This window comes from Gemmatimonadota bacterium (assembly GCA_041390125.1).
In the GTDB taxonomy this organism is placed as follows: Bacteria; Gemmatimonadota; Gemmatimonadetes; order Longimicrobiales; family Gaopeijiaceae; genus JAGQIF01.
Genome location: JAWKQN010000006.1, coordinates 45,416 through 71,453, shown reverse-complemented (window position 1 = coordinate 71,453; position 26,038 = coordinate 45,416). Strand labels below are relative to the sequence as shown.

Genomic DNA, 26,038 nt, shown 5'->3' with positions numbered 1-26,038 from the left:
CGCCGAAGCGCCCGTTCCATGAGCCAGACGCCCGTCGCCGAGGTCCGTCATCTGTCCCACCACGTGGGCGAGCGCGTGCGCGTGCTCGGCTGGGTGGAGACCACCCGCGTGCATGGCAAGGTCGGCTTCGCGGTGGTCCGCGACGGCACCGGCGTCGTGCAGTGCGTGTTCGTGAAGAGCGAGGTGGATGCCGCGGTCTGGGAGCGGCTGGGCGGGCTGACCCAGGAGACCACCGTGGCCGTGGAGGGCACCGTGCGCGCCGAGCCGCGTTCCCCCGGAGGCCACGAGCTGGGGGTCGGCGGCCTGGAGGTGATCGGCGCGAGTCCGGAGTATCCCATCCAGCCCAAGGAGCACGGCGTCGACTTCCTGCTCGACCACCGGCACCTGTGGTTGCGGTCGTCCCAGCAGCGCGCGTTGTTGCGGGTACGGGCGGAGGTGGAGCAGGCCATCCTCGACTTCCTCTACGAGCGGGACTTCGTCCGCATCGACACGCCCATCCTGACCGGCTCCATCGGCGAGTCTGCCGGTACGCTGTTCGAGACCGACTACTTCGGCGAGCGGGCCTTCCTGGCCCAGACCGGCCAGCTCTACGTCGAGACGGCCTGCCCGGCGTTCCGGCGCGTCTTCTGCTTCGGCCCCACGTTCCGGGCGGAGAAGTCCAAGACGCGCCGTCACCTCACCGAGTTCTGGATGCTGGAGCCCGAGGTCGCCTTCGCGGACTCGGAGGACAACATGCGCCTGCAGGAGGAGCTGGTCTCCGCCCTGGTGGCGCGCGTGCTCGACCGGCGCCGGGAGGAGCTGGCTCTGCTGGAGCGCGACACGTCCGCGCTGGAGCGCGTCGCGCCCCCGTTCCCGCGGGTCTCCTACACGGAGGCCATCGCGCTCCTCCAGGAGGAAGGCAGCGAGATCCAGTGGGGAGACGATCTGGGCGCCGCGGACGAGACGCGCATCGCGTCGCGCTTCGATCTGCCCGTGCTCGTCTACAACTACCCGAAGCAGATCAAGGCCTTCTACATGAAGGAGAACCCGGCCGACCCCCGCACGGTGCTGAGCAACGACATGCTCGCGCCGGAGGGCTACGGCGAGATCATCGGAGGGAGCCAGCGCGAGGACGACCTCGACCGTCTGCTCGCGCGCATCCGCGAGGAGAAGCTGCCGGAGGAGGCCTACGGGTGGTACCTGGATCTGCGGCGGTACGGGACGTTCCCGCATTCAGGCTTCGGCCTGGGCCTGGAGCGCTTCGTGGCGTGGGTGACCGGACGGCCGCACATCCGTGAGCTGATCCCGTTCCCCCGCCTGATGAACCGGCTGACTCCGTAGCGGCCTCGATGCGGCGGTTCGTGCTGGACCTGCAGGACCGCAGGCCGGTGTGGTCCATGCCGCCCTGGGTCGGCGAGCGCGTCCGCGCCGCGCTCGGGCCCGGCTGGGAGCTGGTGGAGATCGAGACGCCCTCCGACGGCTCCGGGGACGGCGCCGGGCAGGCGTCCGCCGCCGTGCTGGACGCGGTCGGCCCGGCCGAGGTCTACGCCGGCTACGGCATCCCCGACGTCGTGATCACCTCCGCCCCCGCGCTCGGTTGGGTGCATTCGGGAGCGGCGGGTGTGGGGGGCTCCCTCCGGGGCGCGCTGCTCGAGCGCGACATCGTGTTCACCAACTCCGCCGGCATCCACGCCGTGCCGATGGCCGAGACGGTGCTCGGCTATCTGGTCCACTTCGCCCGCGGGTTCGACCTGGCCGCCACGGGTCAGCAGCGCGCTGCGTGGGTCAGCGGCGCCTTCTACGCGGGGGACACGCCCGTGCGCGAGCTGGGGCGCAGCACCGTGGCCGTGATCGGCTTCGGCGGCATCGGCCGGGAGGTGGCGCGTAGATTGCGCGCGTTCGGGTGTCGTGTGCTGGCGGTACGTCGCCGCGCCCTGCCCTCCGACGTGGAGGGGGTCGAGGTGCGCGTAGGGCTGGACGCGCTGCCGGAGGTGCTGGCGGAGAGCGACCACGTGGTGCTCACCGCGCCGGCCACCGACGAGACCCGCGGGCTCTTCGATGCCGCGTTGCTGGCACGGATGAAGCCGGGCGCGGTGCTGGTGAACGTGGCGCGCGGCTCGCTGGTCGACGAGGCCGCGCTCGTGTCCGCGCTGGCTCGCGGGCACCTGCGCGGTGCCGCGCTGGACGTGTTCGCGTCCGAGCCGCTGGCCGCCGACAGTCCCCTCTGGACCCGACCCGACGTGTTGATCACGCCGCACGTCTCCGCTGTGAGCCGCGCGTTCTGGGAGCGCGAAACGGCGCTGATCGAGGAGAACGTCCGGCGTTGGCTGGAGGGTGTGCCGCTCCTCAACCAGGTGGACAAGCGCGCCGGCTACTGAGTGGAGCGGGCGGCGCTACTCGTCCGCCTTGGCTTCGTCCCACAGCGCGTCCAGCATCTCCAGCGTAGCGCCCTGCCAGGACAGGCCGCGCGCGGCCATCCGCGCCTCGATCCCCCGGAAGCGACGCCGGAACTTGCGGTTGGTGCCGTCCAACGCCTCGGCCGGATGCTCCCCCAGCAGTCGGGCCACGTTCACCACGCTGAACAGCAGATCGCCCAGCTCCTCCCGGATGCGCGCAGGATCGCGCGCCGCGATCGCGTCCTCGAGCTCGCCGTGCTCCTCGCGCAGCTTGTCCAGCGCGCCGGAGGTGTCGGGCCAGTCGAACCCCACCACCGCCGCCTTCTCCTGCAGCCGGTACGCCTGCTGCAGCGGGTCCAGCCCCGACGGGAGGGAATCCAGGATCCCGTCCGGCCCCGTGCGCTCCTCCGCCTTCAGGTGCTCCCAGTCCCGGCGCTCGCCGTCCCCGTACAGGTGCGGGTGACGCCTGCGCATCTTGTCCTCCAGCGCCTGCGCCACCGCGTCCGCATCGAACGAGCCCTCCTCCTCAGCCAGCACGACCTGGAAGGCCAGGTTCAGCAGGAGGTCACCGAGCTCGTCCCGCAGCCGGAGGGGATCGTCCGCCCGGATGGCGTCGGCCACCTCGTGCGCCTCCTCGAGCAGATGGCGGATGAGGCTGCGGGGCGTCTGCTCCGCGTCCCAGGGACAGTGGGCGCGGAGATAGCGGACGAGCGCCAGGGCCCGATCCAGGTGCGGAGGGTCGACGGGCGGGGGCGTGGGCGGCGAAGGCATGGTCGAAGGCTCGGAACGGGTGCGCTCGCGCGAACGGTGCGGCGTCGCGTGGCCATCGGCCCCGCGCGGTCGCGGACCGGGGCGCATTGGCGAACGGCCCTCTTGTTGGCATCTTCGGGCCGCCGTGTCAATGAAGAGCGTCCCATCCGCGGATCGCGCCACCCGGGCGTGGATCGAGGTCGACGCCGCCGCGCTCCGCCGCAACCTGCGCCGGGTGGGCGCCGCGGTGGGGGAGCGGGTGCGCCTGTTGCCCATGGTCAAGGCCGACGCGTACGGGCTCGGGGCCGGCCGGGCGGTGCATACGCTGGAGGCGGAGTCGCCCTGGGGCTACGGCGTGGCCACCCTGGAGGAGGGCCGCGCGCTGCGCCAGCTCGGAGTGGGCCGGCCCATCCTGGTCGTGGCCCCGCTCCCTCCCGGCTCGTATGCGGACGCGCTCGCCTACGACCTCATGCCCACGGTGTCGGATCTGGCCGGTGTCGAGGCGCTGCAGCGAGCGGCCCACGGGCGCCCGGCGCCCTTCCACGTCGAGGTGGACACGGGGATGGGTCGGGCCGGCTTCGCCTGGGGCCAGGTGGAGGCCTGGGGGCCGGTCGTCCTGGGCGGCGGGCACGCCGGGCTGCGTCTGGAGGGCTGCTTCACCCATTTCCACTCCGCCGACGAGGCGGACGCCACGCCCACCCGCGTGCAGTGGGAGCGCTTCCGCGCGGCGTTGGAGACGCTGGAGGGGCTGGGGGCGCCCCCGGATCTGATCGTCCACGCCTGCAACAGCGCGGGCGCCCTGCGCTTTCCGGAGTACGCCGCCGACGCGGTGCGTCCTGGCATCTTCCTGTACGGCGGCCGCGTCGGGCCGGGCGCGCCCGAGCCGGATCCGGTGGTCCAGATCCGGGCTCGCGTCCTCCACGTCCGCGAAGCCGCGCCCGGCAGCACCGTCGGCTACGGCGCCACCCACACCGCGGTGGGTCCGGAGCGCTGGGCCACCCTGGGGATCGGATACGGGGACGGTCTGCCCCGCGCCCTCGGGAATCGCGGAGCGGCCTTGCTCGGTGGGATCCGGGTGCCCGTGCGGGGGCGGATCTCGATGGACATGACCGTGGTAGACATCACCGGCATGCCGGCCGTGCGGCCCGGGGACGTGGCGACGTTGCTCGGGCGGGACGGTCCGGAGGAGATCACGCTGGAAGAGATCGCGGGCCACGCCGGCACCATCGGCTACGAGATCCTGACGGGCCTCACGGCCCGGCTTCCACGCATCTGGGTCGAGGACGGTGGAGACTGATCGGGCGGAGGCCCGGGCCCGTGCGGCGCAGGGCAACGCCCACGCCCCCTACTCGGGTCTGCGGGTCGGGGCGGCCCTGGTGGCGGAGGACGGGACCCTCTGGACGGGGTGCAACGTCGAGAACGCCTCGTACGGTCTGACGATCTGCGCGGAGCGGGCGGCGGTGGCGGCGGCGGTGGCGGGAGGCGCGCGGGGGTTCATCCGCCTGGTCCTGACCTCCAACGCCCCGGAGCCCATTCCCCCATGCGGGGCCTGCCGCCAGGTTCTGTCCGAGTTCGCGGAAGAGCTCGAGATCGTATCCATTGCGGACGGTGGGAGGAGGACGGAGTGGCGGCTCAGCCATCTGCTGCCGGTCCGGTTCCGTATCGAGGAGGGGGTGTCCACTGAGTAGTCGCATGCGCAGGTCGCCGCACGGCCGTTGCGTCTCCCGGGGCCCGGAGCCGGGTGCCCGCGCCGGACGGCGCGGCCGCTCGGGCCTCCGAGCCGGCCTCGGGCTGCTGGCCCTGCTGGCCGCCGCCTGCCAGAACGAGGTCCCCACGGTGCAGGATCCCGACCTCGTGCCGGTCGAGCCGGTCACCGTCGAGGTGCTCCTGCCGGCGGCGGAGTTCCTGACGGGGGCGGGCACGGCGGGCGGGTTCGGGAGCACCAACCAGCTCTTCGCGGTCGACGGCAGCACGGTGGGATTCCTGGCGCACCGCTTCTCGGCGGACTCGCTGGAGGCCCGCACGCTCATCCGCTTCCTGCCCGCCCCCAGCTCGGTGACCGTGCAGGACAGCACCGGCGCCAGCGTGACGGACACCATCCTGACGCCGATCGGGGCCTTCCTGGTGGGTCGGGTGGACACCCTCGCGAGCGTCTACCCGACGGACGTCCAGATCGAGGTGGGTCGGCTCGACCAGCTCTGGGACGCGAGCAGCGCCACCTGGGAGTACGCCGTGGACACGCTGGGCCTGCAGCGGCCCTGGGATGAACCCGGAGCCGGTCCGGTCCAGGTGCTCACCACGGGTGCGTGGGACATCTCGGCGACGGCGGATACGTTCCGCATCCCGTTGGACACGGCCACGCTGCGCGTGGTCATGGACACGACGACCATGCGGCGGGGTCTGCGGCTCGCGTCGCAGACGCCCGCCACGCGGCTCCGCATCAGCGATCTCCGCATCGAGATCGAGGCGCAGCCCAGCGTCAATCCCGACACCACGATCTCGCTCATCGCCGGTGCCGACGACTTCTCCGGGATGACCTTCATCTACGACCCGGTGCCTGCACCGGTCTCCGGAGACCTGCGCGTCGGTGGAGCGCCGGCGTGGCGCACACGGATCTCCGTGCAGGTCCCGCGGCAGCTCACCGGTCCGTCGTCGTTGTGTGCGATCGTGACGTGTCCGGTGCAGCTGAACGCGGACGAGCTCAGCTCCGCCCAGTTGCTGCTCAGCACGCGCACCAGTCCGGTCGCGTTCCAACCGCGTGACTCCATCTCCATCGCGGCGCGGGAGCTGCTGGCCCCTGCGACCTTCCCGCGCTCCCCGGTCGGGTCGTTGCTGACGCCGTCCGGTGGGCTCCGGATCAGCGGGCCGGCCTTCGGCGCCTCCCCCGGGCAGCAGGTGGCCGTCTCCATCACACCGTTCATCCAGTCCTTGATCGCGGATACGGCGGGGACGGGCGAGGCCGCCCTGGTGCTCCTCAGCCCGGTGGAGCCGTCGTCGCTGGAGTTCATGACCTTCGCGGGTCCGGGCTCGACGGATGCTCCCGTCCTCCGGCTCGTGCTCACCCTGGGCGGCCAGGTGGACATCCGATGAGACGACCCCTCCTGTTCGCCCTCGGCGCGGTGTTGGCGCTCTCCACGCCGCTCACCGCACAGTCGCTGTTCGGCTCCGCCGGTCTGGGCGTCCCGCTCGAGCCGCTGGACGCGCGCGCCCGCTCCCTGGGCGCCTTCGGTCCGGGTCTGCTCGGCAGCACGTTGACCCCCAACGACCCGTCGAGCGCCGCCGGCCTCGTGCTGCCGACGCTCACCGCCACCATGCAGCCGCTGTGGGGCTCCTTCGAGGAGTCCGGCGTCGAAGGCGACCTGCAGGGCACCCGGTTCCCGCTCGTGCTGGCCGCCTACCCGATGGGCGTCTTCGGGAACGTGATGGCCAGCTACCAGGGCGTGTTCGACCAGCGCTGGGCGGCGGAGCGCTCGTCCCTGATCGACGTGGGTGGCGAACAGGTCCGGGCCAACGATCGCTTCGAGTCCCTGGGCGGAGCCGCGCTCTTCCAGGTCGGCTGGGCCCGTGCGCTCGGAGAGCGCGCCGGCGTCGGCATTTCGGTGGGACGCTACACCGGGCGTCTGGACCGCCTCTTCTCCCGGACGTTGGATTCGCTGTCGGTCGGGTCGGACGTCTCCACGTTCACCGAAGCCTCGTCGTGGAACTACACCGGGACCGCGGGCAGCGTCGGCGTGCACGTCGATCCCAACCCGCTGATCCGGGTCGGGGCCTCCGTGCATTGGTCCGGCTCCCTGGAGGCGGACCCCAAGGAGCGGACCGAGGCGGCCGGCTCCACGTTCGATCTCCCGATCGAATACCGGGTCGGGGCGTCGGGTGCGCTGACCCAACGACTCATGTTCACGGCCGGGCTGCGCTACGCCGACTGGAGCGGGGCCGACGGCGACCTGACCGACGTCGAGACCGTCGGGAGCACCCTGTCGTTCGGCGCGGGGATGGAATGGGGTGGCCCGCGGTTCCTGGGCCGTACCATCCCGATCCGGCTCGGGTACCGCCGTTCCGCGCTGCCCTACCGGTACCGCGCGGGCGATCCCCGGGAATCCGCCTTGGCCGCGGGGCTCGCGCTCAACTTCTCGCAGGTGCAGGAGTTCACGCTCGCGGGCATCGACCTCGCGCTCGAGCGCACGCACCGCTGGGACGACGTGCTCTCGGAGCGCTTCTGGCGCATGACCGCGTCGCTGCGGGTGTCCGGGCGCTGACGCGCAGAGGGAGCGCGTGGCCGTCCACTACCTGACGTTCGGCTGCAAGGCCAACCAGTACGACACCGAGCGCATGCGGCAGGAGCTGGAAGCGCGCGGGCTCCCGACCACGCACGACCCTGCCACCGCCCGGTGGTTCGTGGTCAACACCTGCACGGTGACGCATCAGGCGGATGCGGATGCGCGCCGTGCCGTGCGCCGACTGCACCGACGTCACCCGGACGCGCGCATCGTCGTCGCCGGGTGTTCGTCCGCCCTGGATCCGGACACGTATCGTCGGCTCCCCGGGGTGCGCGGCGTGGTCGCCGGCCACGATCCGGTCGCCGTGGCCCGGACGGCGCTGGAAGGACCGGCGCTGGTGCCGCTCACGCTGCGCCGGTCCCTGGACCGCATCGACCACGAGCCGGTGGGGGCCGAGCTGCTGACCGAGCGCCGCGGCCGCACGCGCGGTTGGCTCAAGGTGCAGGACGGGTGCGATCGCAAGTGCTCCTTCTGTGCGACGCGGCTGGCGCGCGGCGCCTCGCGCTCGCGCCCGGTGGACGACATCGTCGCGGAGGCCCGGCTCCTCGCGCAGACGCATCCGGAGCTGGTCGTCACCGGCATCCACATCGGGCACTACGGCCGCGATCTCCCCACACCGCGTCCCTTGTCCGCCTTGCTGAACGAGCTGCTCGAGCGCGTGCCGGACGTGCGCTTCCGGCTGGGCAGCATCGAAGCGACGGAGATCGACGCTCCGCTCGTGGAGCTGCTCGCCGACGCCGGTGGTCGCCTGGTCCCGCACGTGCACATGCCGCTCCAGAGCGGCGCCGACCCCGTCCTGCGTCGCATGCGGCGCTGGCACACCCGGGAGCAGGTGCGGGTGCGTGCGCTGGAGCTGGCGGCCCGGGTGGCGCCGCTGGGGCTGGGCGCGGACGTGATCACCGGCTTCCCGGGCGAGACGGACGCGGATCACGCCAGCACGCGGGCGCTGATCGAGGAGCTTCCCTACACCTACCTGCACGTCTTCCCGTTCTCGCCGCGCGCGGGGACGGCCGCGTACGACCTTCCCGACCGGGTGGACCCCGCGCGGGCGGCCGAGCGTGCCCGCGAGCTGCGGATGCTGGCCGAGGCCAAGGGACGCGCCCACCGGCAGGCCCGGATCGGCACGCGTGCGCGGGTCGTGCGGGAGGACGGGGGCTACGGGCTGACGGAGGACTACCTGCGCGTGCGGGTGCGTGCGCCCGGGGAGACGGGCGGGCTCGTGGAGGGCACCCTTCGGGGAACTCCGGCCGATCTGTATATTCACGCGGCCCCCGCGCCCCTGCCCGAGCCGGCCCTCCAGGGCTGAGGTTTCGCGGGAGCGGCCGCGGCCGTGACCGCCCGAGTTCCAGCATCTCTCGCAGAACGTGTCCGGCATGGCAACCACCGCAGCCCAGCGCGCCCAGGAGACCGAAGGGGTGTTTCGCCCCCAGGGCAGCCCCACCGCGTCCGGCGCGGACGGGCGGCGTGCGTACGTGGAGACGTACGGCTGCCAGATGAACGTGAGCGACGGCGAGCTCATGGAAGGCGTGCTCGCCCAGGGCGGCTACCGCATCGTGCACCGCCCGGAAGATGCGGACGTGATCCTCATCAACACCTGCGCCATCCGCGAGCACGCCGAGCAGCGCGTGCTCGGACGCGTCGGTCAGTTGCAGGCGCTGCGGGTGGAGCGGCCCGACCTGGTGATCGGGGTTACGGGCTGCATGGCGCAGCGCCTCGGTGCCGACCTCTTCGAGCGCGCGCCGTACGTCGATCTCGTGGTGGGCCCCGACGGCTACCGGGTCCTGCCCGAACGGCTCGCGGAGGCCAGGGGCGGCCGCTCCGCCGCTGCGCGTCCCAAGAGTCGGGGGCTGCAGCTCACGGTGCTCGACCTCGACCCCCGCGAGAACTACGCGGGCCTGGAGCAGCGGCATGCCTCGGCCACGTCGGCGTGGATCCCCATCCAGCGCGGCTGCGATCACCGGTGCACGTTCTGCATCGTGCCGTACGTGCGTGGACCGGAGAAGAACCGCGCCCCGGAGGAGATCCTGGACGAGGTGCGCCGGCTCGCCGACCGCGGGCTGACCGAGGTCACCTTGCTGGGGCAGACCGTGAACTCGTACGCGCACGGAGCCTGGAGCTTCGCGCGTCTGCTGGCCGCCGTGGCCCGGGTGGACGGGATCCGGCGGGTGCGCTTCACCTCGCCCCACCCCAACGACGTCACGGACGACCTCATCGGGGTGTTGGCCGACGAGGAAGCGGTCTGCGAGCAGCTCCATCTCCCGGTCCAGTCCGGAAGCGACCGCATCCTCAAGCGCATGGTGCGCCGCTACGGTGTGGAGGCGTACCTGGCCACGGTCGAGCGCGTCCGCGCGGCCGTGCCCGACATCGCCCTGTCGACGGACGTGATCGTCGCGTTTCCCGGCGAGACGGAGGCGGAGTTCGAGGACACGCTGGCGCTGATGCGCGCGGTGCGCTTCGACGACGCGTACACCTACCGCTATTCGCCGCGGGACGGGACGCCCGCGACCCGGCTCCCGGCCCACGAGTTCATCGCCGACGACGTGGCCCAGGCCCGCCTCGAGCGTCTGATCGACGTCTCGCGGAGCATCCAGGACGACATCAACCGCGCGGAGGTGGGCCGGGTGGAGGAGGTGCTGGTGGAGCGCGCGGCGCGCGAGCCCGGGCAGATGATGGGGCGCACGCGCCGCGCCAAGGTCGTGGCGTTTCCCGGCACGGAGGAGCTGGTGGGCCGCTACGTCCCGGTGCGTCTCACGGGCACCACCGGCGCCACGTTCGTCGGCGCGCTCGCGTCGTCATGATGCGCTCCCTGGCGGGGTGGCTGGCCGGGCTGATCCTGCTGCTGGTGTCGCTGGGCTTCGCCGTCGTCAACGGCAGCCAACGCGTCCGCGTGGACCTCGCAGTGATCACCCTGTATCGGGTGCCGCTCGCGCTCGTGGTGTTCGGGTCGCTGGTGCTGGGCATGGTCATCATGCTGCTCGTAGGGGTGCAGGCGGATCTGAAGGTCCGCCGTCTGCTGAAGGAGAAGCTGGAGGAGGAGGGGAGGGAGGAGCGCGAGCGGATCGACCGCTTCCAGCGCGACCTGTTCCGCCCCGACCCCGACTGAGGGTACGGCGGTCCCGGCTGTCGGGCCGCCACCGCCGGGGGGTCTTCGATCGATCGACCGCGGCGTCGCGCACGGACGCCGGTCTGCATCATCCAGGAGGAGCGCCACGGCGTCCGCACCCGTTGTCCGGGTGGCGCTCGCCTTCGCGGCGGGCGCGCTCCTGGCCCAGGGTCGGATCCCGCTTCCGGCCGGGCCCCTCCTGCTCGCGGCCGGGACCGGGCTCATCCTCGCCTTCCTGCGCCCCGGCCCCCGTGTCCTGCTGACACTCGCGGGCGTGGCGGGCCTCGCCGGGGGCGCGGCCGCCCGCTCCGATCCCTCGGTGGCCTGCCTGACCGCGGTCGCCTCGGGTCCGGCGGTGCTGGAGGGTCGATTCGAGGGCGTCCCGGGTGGGGCACCCACGGTCCTGGCGATCACGCACGGGACCTGCGCCGGCGCCCGGGTGCGCGCGCTGGTGGAGGACGTGGAGGCGCCGGCCGGCCGGCGGGTCCGCGTCCACGGCTGGTGGCGCGCGTCCGGGGACGCAGCGCCCGCCCGGCTCGTCGTGCAACGGGCCGAGCCCCTGCCCGAACGGGGCCTGGCCGGCGCCGCCCTGCGCCTGCGCGGTCGGGCGCTCGAGCGCACGGGACGGACGTTCGGACCCGCGGCGCCTGTGCTGGAGGCCCTGCTGCTCGCGCGGCGCGAGCGTCTGGACCCCGACGTCTCCGACGCATTCGCGCGCAGCGGGGTCGCGCACCTGCTCGCCATCTCGGGCTTCCACGTGGGCGTGGTGGCCGCCGGCGTGTACGCCGCCCTCCTGTGGCTGCCGCTCCCCTATCGCCCCCGCCTGTGCGCGGCGGTGGCGATCGTAGGCGGCTACGTGGCGTTGCTGGGCTTCCCCGGCGCGGCCACCCGCGCCGCGCTCTTCCTGGGCGTGGGCCTCCTGGTCCGCCTGCGCGGACGGCCCGTGGCCTCCTCGGTCACGCTCGCCGGCGCGGCCCTGGTGCTCCTGGTGGCCCACCCGGGCTGGGTGGCGAGCCCCGGCCTCCAGCTCTCGTTCGCGGGCATCGCGGGCCTCGTCCGGTGGCGCCGCCCGCTCGCCGCCGCCCTGCGCCCGCTGGGTCTTCCGGCACCGCTCCGTCAGGCGCTGGCCGCCAACCTCGCCGCCACGGTCGCCACGGCGCCGTTGGTCGCCTGGCACTTCGGGGAGGTCTCCGTGGTCGGCGTGCCGGCCTCCCTGGTCCTGACGCCACTCGCGGCGCTCGTGATCACGGGCGGTCTGGTGTCCCTGGGGGTGGGCGCCGTGACGTCCGCTCTGTCGGCTCCGCTCATCGACCTCACGATCCGGGGCGCTTCGCTGTTCGTCACGCTCGTGGAGGCGGCCGCGGCGCTGCCCTGGGCGTCGCTTCCGGTGTCGCGGACCACGTGCGTCGCGGCACTCGTCGGTGCCGGGGTCGCGCAGCGGCTCACGCGGCGGGCCCGGGCGCGCGTACGGCTCCCGGCCCTGGCGGCGGCCGTGGTGGCGGTGCCGTTGACCCTCCCGGCGCTCCAGGGCTGGGGCGGGCGCGGTCGCTTCGAGCTGCACGTCATCGACGTGGGGCAGGGGGATGCCATCGCCTTGCGCTCGCCCCGGGGCCGGTGGGTGCTGGTGGACGCCGGTGGGCGCGGACGCGCGTTCGACGCCGGGCGGGACCGGGTGGTGCCCTACCTGCGCGCCCGCGGCGTGCGGCGCCTGGAGGCGCTCGTCCTCTCGCATGCCGACCTGGATCACTCCGGAGGGGCCGCCGCCGTCCTGGACGCCCTGGAGGTGGGGGCGTTCCTCGGCCCCGGCGTGGCCGCGCCCTCGGAGCCCTATCGGGATCTGCTCCGCGCGGCCGCCGGCGCGGGCGTGCCGTGGGTTCGGGCCGTGGCCGGGGACGAGATCCCGTTCGACGGCGTGCGACTCTCGGTGCTCGCCCCGCTCCCGGAGGACTCGCTCGCGTCCCTGAACGATCGCTCCGTGGTGCTCGTGGCGCGCTACGGCAGCTTCGACGCGCTGCTGACGGGAGACATCGGGGTGGACGTGGAGCGCCGGCTGGTGGGGCGGGTGGGGCCGGACCTCGAGGTGCTCAAGGTGGCCCATCACGGTAGCTCGACCTCGAGCGCGGCCGAGCTGCTCGAGGGCACGGGTCCAGCGCTGGCCCTCATCTCGGTGGGGCGCCGCAACCGCTACGGACATCCGGACCCCGCGGTGGTGCGGCGTCTCGAAGGGGTCGGGGCGCGGGTCCTCCGGACGGACCGGCACGGGTCGATCCGGGTCCGCGTGTCCCCGGGCGGGACCTGGCAGGTCCGGGTGGCGCGGCCGGGATCGGGCCCCTGACCCCGGCGGTGATCGGCATCCATCGACCGCAGATCGGCGGCGGGCCGCCCGGGGGCGGGTCCCACCCCGTCGGCCTCCGGTTCCCGGACGGGTCGCTTCTGGTTCCTGATCCGACGGCGGGCCGGTACATTCGCCCTCGGGGTCGGATCCATCCCGAGCAGGAAGGCGGGCCATGCCGGAAACCAGCGTCGTCACCATCGATCGCCACATCATCGAGCAGCAGCGCCAGTTCCCCGGCGCCACCGGGGCCTTCAGCAACATCCTCTACGACATGGCCCTGGCCGCCAAGATGATCTCGCGCGAGGTCAACATGGCCGGCCTGGTGGACATCCTGGGGGCGGACGGATCGACCAACGTGCATGCGGAGGCGGTCCAGAAGCTGGACCGCTTCGCGCAGGACGTCATCTACAAGGCCATGGACCACTCCGGGAACCTGTGCGCCATGGTCTCGGAGGAGTGCGAGGAGATCATCCCCATCCCCGAGAAGTTCACGACCGGGGACTACGTGCTGATCTTCGACCCGCTGGATGGCTCGTCCAACATCGACGTCAACATCTCGATCGGGACCATCTTCTCCATCCACCGCCGGGTCACCACCGGGCGGGACGGCACGCTGGCGGATTGCCTGCAGCCCGGGTCCGCGCAGGTGGCCGCCGGCTACGTGGTCTACGGCTCGTCCACGATGCTGGTCTACTCGGCCGGCCACGGGGTGCACGGCTTCACGCTCGACCCCTCCATCGGGGAGTTCCTGCTGAGCCACCCGAACATCTGCCTGCCCGATCCGGCCCAGCGGATGTACTCGGTCAACGAGGCCTACTATCCCCGCTGGGAGCCCGCCCAGCAGAGGCTGCTCCAGCGCCTGAAGTCCGGGGAGGAGGGCTCCTGGAGCAGTCGATATATCGGCTCCTTGGTCGCCGACTTCCATCGGACCCTGCTCAAGGGGGGGATCTTCATGTACCCGGCCGACCACAAGGCACCCGCGGGCAAGCTGCGCCTCCTGTACGAGGCGGCTCCCCTCGCCTTCCTGTGCGAGCAGGCGGGCGGGAAGGCGTCCGACGGCCGTCGGGACATCCTCTCCATCGTCCCCACCGACCTCCACCAGCGGACACCGCTCTACCTGGGGTCCAAGGACTTCGTGACCCTGGCCGAGCGGATCCTGGCGGGCCCGACGGACTGAGCCCGGTTACCGGATCGTCAAAAAACTGGAGCCGGGCCTGGGCCTCCGACGGAAATCGGATGTGGAAAACCGAGCAGGGGCCAGGTAAACCCTCGGGTTTCCGGGATATGGGGCATGGCATCCGTCTTGCCTGTGAACCTCCCGGTTCTTTCTGTCCGTCGGCCAGACACCCGCTGGTGGGGGGCGCACGGACAACCTAGTCACCTTCATCGGACCTCAGTGGATGATGAGAAAGCTCAAGTTCTTCTCCCTGGCAGCGCTCGCGGCGTTCGCGTTCGCGGCCTGCGATGAGGGGGGGACGAACGTGGTGACGGGCACCATCAGCGGGTCCGTGACGGCAGAGGGGCAGGGCCTCTCCGGCGTTACGGTCACGTTGAGCTCGGGTGCCTCCACCGCGACGGACGCGAGCGGGAACTATTCGTTCTCGAACGTGGACGGCGGGACCTACACGGTCCAGATCACGCCGCCTTCCGACGTCACCTTCTCTTCGACGACGCAGACCGCGGTGGTCGCCACGGCCGGCCAGACGGTTTCGGTCAACTTCAGTGGCTCGTTCGTGCGCACCTCCTCGATCCTCGGTAGCGTCGCCGTTGCTGGCGTCGGGGGCCTCGAGGGCGTGACGGTCACCCTGTCGGGTGCCGGCTCCGCGACGACCACCACGGACGTGGCCGGTCAGTACGCGTTCTCGGGCCTGCGTGCCGGTTCCTACACCGTCACGATCAGCAACTTCGGCTCCACCATGTACACGTTCCCCAACACGTCGCAGACGGCCACCGTCGCGGCGGGTGAGAGCGAGGTCGTGAGCTTCTCCGGAAGCCAGCTGGCCAACGCCCGCATCATGGGTCGCCTGTACCTGGACGAGAACGACAAGAACGACACCTTCGACGGTGAGACGCTCGAGAACAACCTCGAGGCGGCCAACGTCCTGATCACCCTCACCGGCCCTGGCGTCGGCGAGACGCAGACCACCCAGACGGACTCGACCGGTATGTACGAGTTCTCCGATCTGGTGGCCGGCAACTACCAGGTGGCGATCAACCCGGCGGATCCGGACATCCCGGCCTTCGCCGCGTACGGCGGGAGCAGCACCTCGTTCCCCGTCACGGTCAACACCGGCGGGGTGGCCGAGGTCGACTTCCCGTTCGACATCTCGCAGCAGACGGTGACGGTCTGCTCGTTCACCGGTATCGACTCGGTCAACCCGGGTCATGCGCCGGTGTCCGGCTCGACCATCAAGCTCTACCCGACCGAGCTCGACGCGGTGGGTGACGTCAACGCCTTCGGCACCCAGACCACGGATGCCACGGGCTGCACGACGTTCTCGTTCGCGCGCGCCGCGGACCGCAGCCCGCAGCCGGGGCTGACGGACAACATCGTCTTCGCCCAGTTCTTCGGGAACAGCACGCCGCTGCTCACGCTGAACGGCGAGAACCGCATCGAGACGGCCTACGATCCGACCACGGCCTCTTCGCTGGCCGCGGATACGTTCGACCTGCTCAACTCGCGGGTTGGGCTGTCCTTCGACGCGACGACGATCAACGGCGTCGACACGCTCAACAACTGGGCGTACAGCGCCTGGCTCGACACCACCGCGGTGGCCCGGAAGTCCGGCGTCACCAATGCGGCCGGCGTCGCCACGCTCGTCGACACCATCGGACCCACGTCCTTCCCGGTGACGTACTACGTGCGTCTCGCGGAAGGCATCGGCAGCCAGCCGGCGCCGGCGGGCAATCAGCTCTTCGAGCAGACGCCCGACCCGGACAGCATGGCCGGCGCCGCCACGCGGTACCTGACGTACACGGCCAACGGCTTCCAGGCGCCTGGTGCGAACGTCTTCCTCGGCACCGAGGAAGTGCGCTTCCTGACCGCGGACATCGTGGTCGCGGTGCACCACGAGGCCGACGATTCGCTGGTCGATCCGCTCTTCACGGGTGGTGACGACATCACGAACGTCGACGAGATCGAGGTCTCGCTCTGGTACGTGCCGTCGAGCGGTGCGGCTCCGGTCCTCGTGACCTCCGCCTCGCCCGCGCCCGGTGTCAACACGGTGACGTTCAACAGCTTCTTCACCGACACCACCTACGCGGTCACGGCCCACCCGGTCGTCGGCTTCTCGTCCAAGGTGGTTCTGAACGACACCATCCAGACCGTCGTGGACTGGGGTGGCCAGAGCTTCGAGGCCGAGCAGTGCCAGCTGGAAGGTTCGGCCGGCTGCTCGACGTTCGCCTACAAGTACGACAACACGTCGCTGACCGGTCTCGTGCGCGCTGCGGACGGGACGGACGCGGACGGCATCCACGTCCGTGTGACGGTCGACTCGATGACGATCCAGCCCAACGTGACGGACACCACGCTGACGGTCAGCGGTGGTAGCTACTCGCTGGGCGGCCTGATCGAGGGCACGTACCACGTCGAGGTCTTCGATTCGGTGACCGCGGGTGGTGACTCGATCTGGTCGTTCTTCGGCTCGCAGTCGCCCAAGACGGCGGAGCTGGAGGGCAACGCGGACAACGACATCCTGAACTTCGTGGCCACGCGTATGGACACGAAGATCCTGGGTGTGGTCATCAACGACCGCGACGCCGACAACAACACGATCGACCCGAACGAGGCGCTGGCTGGCGTGACCATCCAGCTCTACAAGGGTGCGGTCGCCGCAGACTCGCTGATCGCGACCGACACCACGGACGCCGAGGGTGAGTACGTGTTCGAGGGTCTGCGTGAAGGCACCTACGTGCTGAAGGCCGATGCGTCTGGCTCGCTGACTGCGGCGACCGTGCTCCGCACGATCTCCGCGGCTGGTGTGGTGGCGGATACGGCCATCGTCACGACGGGTGCGACGACCACGGGCCTCGGCGCGAATCTCACGCGCCAGGTGGGTGACACCGTCTTCGGTTCGCCCGGCCTGACCACGCTGCCGCGGTGGGACTACGGGCAGACGCAGGGCAACTTCGTGACGCCGTCGCACTTCACGTTCCTGTTCGACAACACGACCGCTCGCGGTACGATTGTCGACGGTGCGGCCGCCCCGGTGGCGGGCATGACGGTCACGCTCCGCCGCTGTAAGGATTCGGCGGGTGCGACGTCGCCTCCGACGGCCGGCACGTGCACCACCTACCTGCCCGGTGCGCCGCAGAACGTGGCCACGGACGCGAACGGTCAGTTCGAGTTCACCGGTCTGCAGGAGGGTGTGTACGAGATCACTCCGAATCCGGTCACGGCCGGGTTCGCCACCGTCACGCCGGCCAGCCTGCTGTACCTGCTGGTCGACAGCGGTGACATCGAGGTGCCCGCGGCCAACCTGGTGGCGAACTAAGCCCCAGGGATGACCCGGCCCTCGTAGAGGGTTCGGCGGCCCCCCGTCCGGCTTCGGCCGGGCGGGGGGTTCGTCGTTCGGGGATGCGAGCCAGTCGCCCATCCCCGGCGCGCTGCCGGTGGCCGGATCCACACGCCGATCGTCCGGAGCCCGCCGAGGCCGGAAGCCCGCCCCGGTTGGCCTCCGGGTGCGCTCCGGCTGCGCCGGCGCCCCGCGGCTGGTGGGGAAGTCCGGCCTCACCCCGTCAGGCGTTTCCCCCGAACCGTACGGGCCGGGTAACGCGGCCGTAACGCGACCCCCCGGAGCCGTTCACTCCGGCCCCCCTGTTACATAGCTTTTCCGCGGCACCTTCTCCGCTGCCGCCCCCCGGCGGCGCGGGTGCTCGGACGTCCCCCGGGCCGCGGACCCTTCGCGGGTCGGATCACCGATACAGTGGAGGAATCGATGCGTCTCAATCGTCTGTGCGGGCGCCTGGCGCTGCTCGCGCTGGCGCTCGGTGCGCTGCCGATCGCGGCGTCAGCCCAGAGCGTCACGACCGCGACCATCAGCGGCCGCGTGACCGGGCCGGACGGCACCGGGCTACCCGCGGTCGAGGTCGTGGTGAACAACGCCGCCACCGGCTTCACGCGGGCCACGGCGACGACGGAGTCCGGCGCGTTCCTGGTGCCCGGCCTTCAGGTCGGCGGTCCCTATCGTGTCACTGTCAACGCGCTGGGCTACGCCTCGCAGGAGCGCAGCGGACTGACGCTCACGCTCGGGCAGAACCTGTCCCTGGACTTCCAGCTCGCGGTGCAGGCCGTCGAGCTCGAGGGGATCTCGGTCACGGCCGAAGCCACGCGGCAGCAGGTCATCAACCCCGGCCGCACCGGCGCGGAGCAGCTCGTCACCGAGAACCAGCTCCGTACGCTGCCCACCGTGACCCGGAACTTCACCGACTTCATCGCGCTGAGTCCGCTCACGGGCGGCGGCGCGGCCGGCACGGCGGTCGGGCAGCAGAACAATCGCTTCAACAACATCCAGATCGACGGCGCGGTCTCGCAGGACCTCTTCGGCCTGGGCGCCACGGGCCAGCCCGGCGGGCAGGCCGGAGCCCGCTCCATCTCGATCGAGGCCGTGAAGGAGTACCAGGTGTTGGCGGCCCCGTACGACGTGCGGCAGAGCGGCTTCACCGGCGGTCTGATCAATGCCGTCACCAAGTCGGGGACCAACGAGTTCCACGGCTCGGCCTACGGGTACTACCGCAACGAGAGCTTCCTGCGCGAGACGTTGGTGGTCCGTGGCGACACCCTTTCGGCTCCGGGTGAATTCACGAACCGGCTGCTGGGCGCCTCGCTGGGTGGCCCGCTCATCCGCGACAAGGTGCACTTCTTCGTGTCGGGCGAGTTCGAGTCCGACGAGCGGCCGGCCAATGGTCTGGCGCTCGGGCGCGATCCGGTGTCGCAGACCGGCATCCTGGATGCGGACGCCGCTCGCTTCGTGCAGCTCCTGGAAGGCTACGGCTACAACGCGGGGGAGGGCGGACCCTTCACGGTCGCGAATCCCAACCGCAACCTCTTCGCGCGGGTGGACGCCCAGCTCAACGACCAGCACATCCTCACCGTCCGGCACAACTACGTGCGCGCCGAGGATGATGTGACGGTCAATCGCTTCCCGGGCTCGAACTACTCGTTCGACTCCAACTTCTACTTCTTCGGGTCGACCACGAACTCGTCGGTGATCCAGCTCAACTCCCAGCTCGGCCGCTACTACAACGAGCTGACGGTGGGCCGGACCGACATCGCGGACCGCCGCGCGCCGCGCGAGCGTTTCCCGGTCGTGCAGGTCAGCGTCCCCAATCAGGCGGGGACCGGCAACAAGCGTCTGATCGCCGGGGCGGAGTTCTTCTCCCAGGGCAACGAGCTGGACCAGACCAGCTGGGAGGTCACCGACAACTTCAGCTTCACGGCGGGCCAACACCGCATCACGTTCGGTGCCCAGGGCCAGTGGTTCAGCTTCCGCAACCTGTTTGCACCGGGCATCACCGGGGAGTGGACCTTCAACTCGCTGGACGACCTCGCGGCGGGGAATCCGAGCGCCTTCCGGCGGGGTGTGCCCTACCGGCAGGGCCTGGACCTGAATGCCCGCTTCACCGTCAACCAGCTGGCCGCCTACGGCCAGACCGAATGGACGGTCAGCCCCGACTTCCTGATCACGGCAGGTGTGCGCTACGACGTGCCCCTGGTCGGGGACACCCCGGAGGCCAACCCGGACGTGGCAGCCGCGTTCGGTCGCAGCACGGACGAGGTGCCGTCGGGCAACGGGATCATCTCGCCCCGGGTGGGCTTCAACTGGGACGTGTTCGGCGACCAGTCCACCCAGGTGCGGGGTGGCGCGGGCATCTTCACCGGACGCTACCCCTACGTGTGGCTCTCCAACCTGTTCAGCAACACGGGTCGCTTCCAGGTGACGGCGAGCTGCTCGGCGTCGAACGGCAACATGCCGGCCTTCACGCTCGATCCGGACAACCAGCCGGAGAGCTGCGCGGCGACGGGCGTGCCCTCACCCCCGCTGTCGGTGATCAACGTGGTGGACCCGGACTTCCAGTGGCCGCACGCCTGGCGCTTCAACCTGGGCGCCGACCGCGAGCTGGGGTACGGGCTGGTGGGCACCGTGGACCTGCTGTATACGCGGTCCGCCAAGCAGATCCTGCTCCGTGAGCGGAACGTCGACTTCTCGACGCCGACCACGACGACGCAGGGGGGCCGCCCGGTCTTCGGGACCATCCAGGCCGGCGCGCTGCCGTCCGGGTCGGACAACCGCAACCTGGCGTCGCCCAACCGGATCAACAGCACGGTGGGCAGCTCCGTGGTGGAGCTGGGCAACAGCGATCAGGACAACTCCTGGAGCGCTACGCTGCAGCTCCAGAAGCGCTATGCCGACGGGTACGAGCTGAACGGCTCCTACACGTACGCGCGGGCCGAGGACCTGTCGGGTCTGACGTCCAGCATCGCGACGTCGAACCTCGGGTTCAATCCGGTGAAGGGGAGCCCGAACGATCCGGAGCTGTCCATCTCCAACTACGAGACGCGCCACAAGGTCGTGTTGTCCGGCGTCGTCGACCTGGGCCGCTTCCTGAGCGCCTCGGTGTTCTACATCGGCAACTCGGGGGACCGCTACGCCTACGTGTATGACGGCGACGTCAACGCGGACGGGTTCGAGGCGTCCTACGCCAGCAACCGGTTCAACGACCTGCTGTACGTGCCGACCGGGCCCGGGGACATCACCCTCACGGATCCGAACGACTGGAACGTGCTGGATCAGTACATCAGCAGCGAGCCCTGTCTGAACGAGGCGCGGGGCGAGATCATGTCGCGCAACACCTGCACGAGCCCCTGGCGCAACCGGGTGGACACGCGCTTCACGGTGCGGGTCCCGACCCGGAGCGGGCAGCGCGCGGAGATCACGCTGGACATCTTCAACGTCCTGAACCTGCTCAACAGCGAGTGGGGCGTGAGCGAGGGGCCGCAGTTCCCCGGCCTGGATCTGCTGGAGCTGCGTGGGTGGGACACCACCAACAACCGGGGGATCTTCCGTCCCACCGGTCGCCTCCGTCTGGACGAGGAAGGCAACGCCAACCCCTACTCGGTCTTCGACCTCAACTCGCGCTGGCAGGCCCAGCTCGGGCTCCGCTACGCGTTCTGACGCGCGGCGCGGTAGGGTGTACGAACGGCCCCGGGCTCGCAGAGCCCGGGGCCGTCTGGTTTCCGGGGCGGGGAGGGGAAGGCCGGGGCGGGAAGGAGAAGGCCGGGGCGGGAAGGGCCGGGGCGGCTGGAGCGGCCCGCCGCTGCACCGGTCCGCCCGGTCGGGTGCCCCCGATCAGCCGCCCAGGCTCGGCCGGGCGGCCCTCCTCAGGAGGCGCTCAGCGCCGCGACGTCCCGATCGAATGTGTCCAGGAGGGCCTGCTTGTCGTCCCAGGACAGGAAGGCGCTCTCGAAGCCCATGCGGGCCAGGCGCACCAGCTCCTCCCAGGTGAAGCCCAGGCTCTCGTGCGCGTGCACGTACTCCTCCGTCACCGTGGTGCCCGAGACCAGCCGGTTGTCGGTGCACAGACTCAGCACCAAGCCCGCATCGAAGTAGCCGCGCAGCGGATGCGTGTCGTAGCTGGCCACGGCCCGCGTCTGCACGTTGGAGGTGAGGCAGATCTCGATGGGGATCCGGAAGTCCTTCACGTACTTGAGCAGGTCCGGGTCCTCGTACAGACGGGTCCCGTGTCCGATCCGATTGGCCCGGCAGTAGTGCAGGGCCTGATGGATGGACTCCGGCCCGTAGGCCTCCCCCGCGTGGATGGTGGTGGCCATGTTCTTGTTGATGACCGTGAAGAACGCGTCCTTGTGCTTCTTGGCCGGGTAGTTGTACTCGGCGCCGGCCAGGTCGAACGCCACCACGCCCCGGCCCTTGAAGGCCACCGTGAGGTCTGCGAGATCACGTGAGGTGGCGGGGTCCATGTTGCGGATCCCACAGATGATGAGGCCGGTCCGGATCCCGAACTCCGCCTCCGCCCGCTGCAGCCCGCGCAGGGGGGCCTCCACCGTCTCCGTGAGCGGCATGCCCTGGCGCGTGTGCAGGATGGGCGAGTAGCGGATCTCCACGTAGCGCACGTTCTCGCGCGCGTTGTCCTCCGCCAGCTCGTACGCGATGCGCTCCATGGCGTTCGCGTGCTGCATGAGCGAGAGCGTGATCCGGAACTTGTCCAGGTACTCCTCGAGATTCTGGGCGTCCCGGGCGAGCATGGCCTGGGCGAGCTCGTCGGGATCCGAGGAGGGCAGGGGCAGGCCGCGCTCGGCGGCCAGCTCGATCATGGTCTGGGGCCGGAGGCTCCCGTCCAGGTGGACGTGGAGCTCGGTCTTGGGCAGTCGGTGGAGGCGCTCGCGCACGTCCGGGGGACCTCGGTGGGCGGTGGGCGGGTTCAGCAGCCGGGCGGCAGCCCGGCCGGTTGCAGCCCCTGCTGGACGTCCACGAGGGGCGCGGGATAGTTGCCGGAGAAGCAGGCGTCGCAGAAGGGCGCGGCCTGCCGGGCCGCCTGGGTCATGCCGTCCAGCGACAGGTAGCCGAGCGAGTCCACGCCCAGCGTCCGTTCGATCTCGTGGACCTCCAGCCGCGAGCCGATGAGCTCGTCCTGGCTGGGCATGTCGATCCCGTAGAAGCAGGGATGGCGCACCGGCGGGCTGGCGATCCGGAAGTGCACCTCGCGGGCGCCGGCGTTGCGGATGAAGCGCACGAGGCTCTTGCTGGTGGTGCCGCGGACGAGCGAATCGTCCACCACGATCACGCGGCGTCCGTGCAGGACCTCGCGCACCGCGTTGTACTTGATGCGGGCCCCGAAGTCGCGGTCGGCCTGGGAGGGCCGGATGAACGTGCGGCCCACGTAGTGGTTGCGGAGCAACCCCAGCTCGTAGGGGATGCCGCTCTCCTCCGCGTAGCCCAGGGCGGCCGAGTTGGCCGAGTCCGGCACCGCGATGACGCAGTCCGCCTCCACGGGGTGCTCGCGCGCGAGCTGGCGCCCGAAGGCGCGCCGGGCGCGGTCCACACTCATGCCCCAGATGCGCGAGTCCGGACGGGCGAAGTAGACCAGCTCGAACACGCACGGCGCGGGCCGGTCCACCGCCGGCAGGGAGCGCAGCCGCGTGACCTGCGAGCCCCGGATGCGCAGCACCTCGCCCGGCTCGACATCGCGGACGTACTCGGCACCCATGATGTCGAGCGCGCAGGTCTCGCTCACGACCACGTGGCCGGATCCGATCCGTCCCAGCACCATGGGCCGGAACCCGCGCGCGTCGCGCACCGCGTACAGGGTGTCCCCCACGCTGATCACCAGCGAGAAGGCGCCCTCCACCTGGGTGAGGGCATCGTCGATCTGGCCCTCCACCGAATGGTGGCGCGAGCGCGCGATCAGATGGACGATGATCTCCGAGTCGCTGGAGCTCTGGAAGAGCGCACCCTCGGCCACGAGCCGCTGCCGCAGCTCGAGCTGGTTGGTCAGGTTGCCGTTGTGCGCGATGGAGAGATCGCCCTCGGCGTACCGCACCACGATCGGTTGGGCGTTCTGCAGCACGCTGCCGCCGGCGGTGGAGTAGCGAACGTGTCCCACGGCGGTGTCGCCCGGCATGCGGGCCAGCCCGTCCGCCGTGAAGACGTCGGACACCAGCCCCTGGCCCTTCAGCACGCGGGATTCCTCGCCGTCGATGGCCACGATCCCCGCGGACTCCTGCCCGCGATGCTGGAGCGCATAGAGGGCGAGGTAGGCCAGCTCGGCCGCGCCCTGGACGCCGGAGACGCCCACCACGCCGCATTCCTCGTGGGGCCGATCGTCCAGCCCCGCCGCCGGAACGGCACGGGGACCGGGTACAACGGGAAGCGACTTCACGCGCGGACTCCGTCGACCTGATTCATGAGAGCGGGGAGCGCGCCGTGGTACCGTTCGGCGAGCGCGTCCACGTCCAGGCGGACGCGAGCGCGCGGCGCGGTCAGGGAGAACCCCTCGTCCGGTTCCGTCACGCGGCCCAGGTCGGTGGCCGGGACGTCATGGCGGGCGGCGGCGGCCAGAACGGCCTCCACGTCCGCCTCGGGACAGGAGATCACGATCCGGCCCTGCGACTCGCCGAAGAGCAGCGCGGTGCCGGGAAGATCGTCGGTCACCTCCACTGCTACCCCGTACGGCCGCTCGGGGTCGGCCAACGCACATTCGACCAACGTCTGCACCAGGCCGCCGTCGGAGCAGTCCTGGGCGGAGGCGACGTGCCCGGCCCCGATGAGCTCCAGCATCAGTCGCTGCAGCGCGCGTTCCTCCAGCAGGTCCACGCGGGGCGGCGCGCCCACGACGTCGCCGCGGACGCGGTAGGCGTACTCGGAGCCGCCCAGCTCGCCGCGGTTGGTGCCGAGCAGCACGATCCGGTGCCCCGCCGCGCGGAAGCCCGATCCCACCGTCTTCTCCACGTCCTCGATCACGCCCACCATGCCGATGACCGGCGTGGGCAGGATCGCCACCCCATCCGTCTCGTTGTAGAAGGAGACGTTGCCGCCCGTGACCGGCGTCTCGAAGACCGAGCAGGCCTCGGCCATGCCCAGCACGGCCTCGCGGAACTGGTGGTAGATGTGGGGCTTGAGCGGGTTGCCGAAGTTCAGGTTGTTGGTGATGGCCATCGGCAGCGCGCCCACGCACACCAGGTTGCGGGCCGCTTCGGCCACGGCGATCTCGGCACCCCGGCGGGGCTCCAGGTACACAAAGCGCCCGTTGCAGTCGGTGGTGGCCGCCACCGCGCGGCGCGTGCCGCGGATGCGCACCACCCCGGCGCTGCCGCCTGGCCGCTGCACCGTGCTGGCCCGGACGGTGGAGTCGTACTGGCCGTACAGCCACGCCTTCGACGCCAGGTTGGGCGAGCCCACCAGGTCCAGCACCTCGGCGGAGAGGTCGCCGTCCTTCTCGAGGTCCGACAGGTCGGTCTCCCGCCGCGCGCGCGCCTCGTCCGACTCGATGCCCGGCCGCTCGTAGGTCGGGCAGCCGTCCGTCAGCGGCAGGGCGGGGATGTCCGCCACCGGCGTCCCGTGCTCGAGGATCCGGAAGCGGCCGTCGTCGGTGACGCGGCCCACCACCGCGGCCTCCAGCTCCCACCTGTGGAGGATGGCTTCGACGTCCCCTTCGTGCCCGGCCTTGGCCACCACGAGCATGCGCTCCTGCGACTCCGACAGCAGCACCTCGTAGGGCGTCATGCCGCTCTCGCGGACCGGCACGTCGGCGATCTCCACCTCCACGCCGTTGCCGGCCCGTCCCGCCATCTCGGACGCGCTGGACGTCAGGCCGGCGGCTCCCATGTCCTGGATGCCCACGATGTGGCCGCTCTTGATGAGCTCCAACGAGGCTTCCAGCAGCAGCTTCTCCGTGAACGGATCGCCCACCTGCACCTGGGGCCGGCTGGCCTCGGAGTCCTCGCTCAGCTCCTCGCTGGCGAACGTGGCGCCGTGGATGCCGTCGCGGCCCGTGCGGGCGCCCACGGCCATGAGCGGGTTGCCCACCCCGGCCGCCTCGCCCTTGATCAGGTCGTGGTGATGCATCAGCCCGAGACACATGGCGTTGACGATCGGGTTGCCATCGTAGTGCCGGTCGAACTGGACCTCACCCCCGATGTTGGGGATGCCCACGCAGTTGCCGTAGTCGCCGACGCCCTTGACCACGCCCCCGAACAGGTAGCGCACACGCGGCGACGTGAGGTCGCCGAAGCGCAACGAGTCCAGCACCGCGATCGGACGGGCGCCCATGGTGAAGATGTCGCGCAGGATGCCGCCCACACCGGTGGCCGCGCCCTGGTAGGGCTCGACCGCGGAGGGGTGGTTGTGCGACTCGATCTTGAAGGCGAGCGCCCAGCCCTCGCCGATGTCGATCACGCCGGCGTTCTCGCCCGGACCCTGGATCACCCAGGGCGCCTTCGTGGGCAGCAGGCGCAGCATGCGCTTCGAGTTCTTGTAGCCGCAGTGCTCCGACCACATGGCGCTGAAGATCCCGAGCTCGGTGAAGGTCGGGTCGCGGCCCAGGATGCCGCGGATGCGCTCGAACTCGTCGGGGCTGAGCCCGTGGTCGTCGACCAGCTCGGGCGTGATGGGGGGATCCCCCGGTCGAGGCGACGGCGGGGAGAGCAGGGCCGGGTCGGTCACGGTCGTGGAGGCTCGGCGGT

At 71.2% G+C, this 26,038-nt stretch carries 17 protein-coding genes; 13 read left to right on the top strand and 4 right to left on the bottom strand.

Going from position 1 to position 26,038, the window contains the following annotated elements; all coding sequences use genetic code 11:
• Nucleotides 1-18: 18 nt before the first annotated feature.
• Both asnS and R3E98_06815 read left to right on the top strand, forming a co-directional pair.
• On the top strand, nucleotides 19-1,320 hold the full coding sequence (gene asnS, locus R3E98_06820; GenBank protein MEZ4423101.1) for an asparagine--tRNA ligase: 1,302 nt from the start codon (nucleotides 19-21) through the stop codon (nucleotides 1,318-1,320).
• Nucleotides 1,321-1,328: 8 nt separating this feature from the next.
• Nucleotides 1,329-2,357, top strand: coding sequence for a D-2-hydroxyacid dehydrogenase (locus tag R3E98_06815; GenBank protein ID MEZ4423100.1), 1,029 nt, complete (start codon nucleotides 1,329-1,331; stop codon nucleotides 2,355-2,357).
• A 15-nt stretch (nucleotides 2,358-2,372) separates the two neighbouring features.
• On the opposite strand, the gene mazG is transcribed toward R3E98_06815, so the two are convergent.
• Nucleotides 2,373-3,146 (bottom strand): nucleoside triphosphate pyrophosphohydrolase, encoded by a 774-nt coding sequence (gene mazG / locus R3E98_06810; GenBank protein ID MEZ4423099.1) that lies wholly within the window; start codon nucleotides 3,144-3,146, stop codon nucleotides 2,373-2,375.
• A gap of 130 nt (nucleotides 3,147-3,276) precedes the next feature.
• On the opposite strand from mazG, the gene alr reads away from it, so the two are divergent.
• From alr to R3E98_06755, 11 genes are all read left to right on the top strand, one after another.
• Nucleotides 3,277-4,422, top strand: coding sequence for an alanine racemase (alr, locus tag R3E98_06805; GenBank protein MEZ4423098.1), 1,146 nt, complete (start codon nucleotides 3,277-3,279; stop codon nucleotides 4,420-4,422).
• Nucleotides 4,412-4,813, top strand: a complete 402-nt coding sequence (locus R3E98_06800; GenBank protein MEZ4423097.1) for a cytidine deaminase — start codon at nucleotides 4,412-4,414, stop codon at nucleotides 4,811-4,813. The genes alr and R3E98_06800 overlap by 11 nt, the downstream gene beginning before the upstream one ends.
• Before the next feature lie 4 nt (nucleotides 4,814-4,817).
• A complete protein-coding gene (locus tag R3E98_06795; GenBank protein MEZ4423096.1) occupies nucleotides 4,818-6,215 on the top strand; it encodes a hypothetical protein in 1,398 nt (465 codons plus the stop codon).
• On the top strand, nucleotides 6,212-7,381 hold the full coding sequence (locus tag R3E98_06790) for a hypothetical protein (GenBank protein ID MEZ4423095.1): 1,170 nt from the start codon (nucleotides 6,212-6,214) through the stop codon (nucleotides 7,379-7,381). Before R3E98_06795 ends, R3E98_06790 begins: the two co-directional genes overlap by 4 nt.
• A 16-nt stretch (nucleotides 7,382-7,397) precedes the next feature.
• A complete protein-coding gene (locus tag R3E98_06785) occupies nucleotides 7,398-8,708 on the top strand; it encodes a MiaB/RimO family radical SAM methylthiotransferase (GenBank protein MEZ4423094.1) in 1,311 nt (436 codons plus the stop codon).
• 67 nt (nucleotides 8,709-8,775) lie between these two features.
• A complete protein-coding gene (miaB, locus tag R3E98_06780; protein MEZ4423093.1) occupies nucleotides 8,776-10,200 on the top strand; it encodes a tRNA (N6-isopentenyl adenosine(37)-C2)-methylthiotransferase MiaB in 1,425 nt (474 codons plus the stop codon).
• Nucleotides 10,197-10,505, top strand: coding sequence for a lipopolysaccharide assembly protein LapA domain-containing protein (locus R3E98_06775; protein ID MEZ4423092.1), 309 nt, complete (start codon nucleotides 10,197-10,199; stop codon nucleotides 10,503-10,505). Before miaB ends, R3E98_06775 begins: the two co-directional genes overlap by 4 nt.
• A gap of 130 nt (nucleotides 10,506-10,635) precedes the next feature.
• On the top strand, nucleotides 10,636-12,840 hold the full coding sequence (locus tag R3E98_06770; GenBank protein MEZ4423091.1) for a DNA internalization-related competence protein ComEC/Rec2: 2,205 nt from the start codon (nucleotides 10,636-10,638) through the stop codon (nucleotides 12,838-12,840).
• Between the two features lie 172 nt (nucleotides 12,841-13,012).
• Nucleotides 13,013-14,017 (top strand): class 1 fructose-bisphosphatase, encoded by a 1,005-nt coding sequence (fbp, locus tag R3E98_06765; protein ID MEZ4423090.1) that lies wholly within the window; start codon nucleotides 13,013-13,015, stop codon nucleotides 14,015-14,017.
• 223 nt (nucleotides 14,018-14,240) lie between these two features.
• A complete protein-coding gene (locus tag R3E98_06760) occupies nucleotides 14,241-17,333 on the top strand; it encodes a carboxypeptidase regulatory-like domain-containing protein (protein MEZ4423089.1) in 3,093 nt (1,030 codons plus the stop codon).
• Nucleotides 17,334-17,777: 444 nt separating this feature from the next.
• Nucleotides 17,778-21,014, top strand: coding sequence for a carboxypeptidase regulatory-like domain-containing protein (locus R3E98_06755; protein MEZ4423088.1), 3,237 nt, complete (start codon nucleotides 17,778-17,780; stop codon nucleotides 21,012-21,014).
• Nucleotides 21,015-21,220: 206 nt separating this feature from the next.
• On the opposite strand, the gene add is transcribed toward R3E98_06755, so the two are convergent.
• The 3 genes from add to purL are packed head-to-tail and all read right to left on the bottom strand — an operon-like array spanning nucleotide 21,221 to nucleotide 26,018.
• The gene (add, locus tag R3E98_06750; GenBank protein MEZ4423087.1) at nucleotides 21,221-22,246 is read right to left on the bottom strand and encodes an adenosine deaminase; all 1,026 of its coding nucleotides are present in this window, start codon (nucleotides 22,244-22,246) and stop codon (nucleotides 21,221-21,223) included.
• Nucleotides 22,247-22,278: 32 nt separating this feature from the next.
• Nucleotides 22,279-23,736: an amidophosphoribosyltransferase gene (purF, locus tag R3E98_06745; GenBank protein ID MEZ4423086.1), complete on the bottom strand. Its 1,458-nt coding sequence runs from the start codon at nucleotides 23,734-23,736 to the stop codon at nucleotides 22,279-22,281.
• Complete coding sequence (purL, locus tag R3E98_06740) at nucleotides 23,733-26,018, bottom strand: phosphoribosylformylglycinamidine synthase subunit PurL (protein ID MEZ4423085.1); 2,286 nt, start codon at nucleotides 26,016-26,018, stop codon at nucleotides 23,733-23,735. Before purL ends, purF begins: the two co-directional genes overlap by 4 nt.
• Nucleotides 26,019-26,038 lie beyond the last annotated feature (20 nt).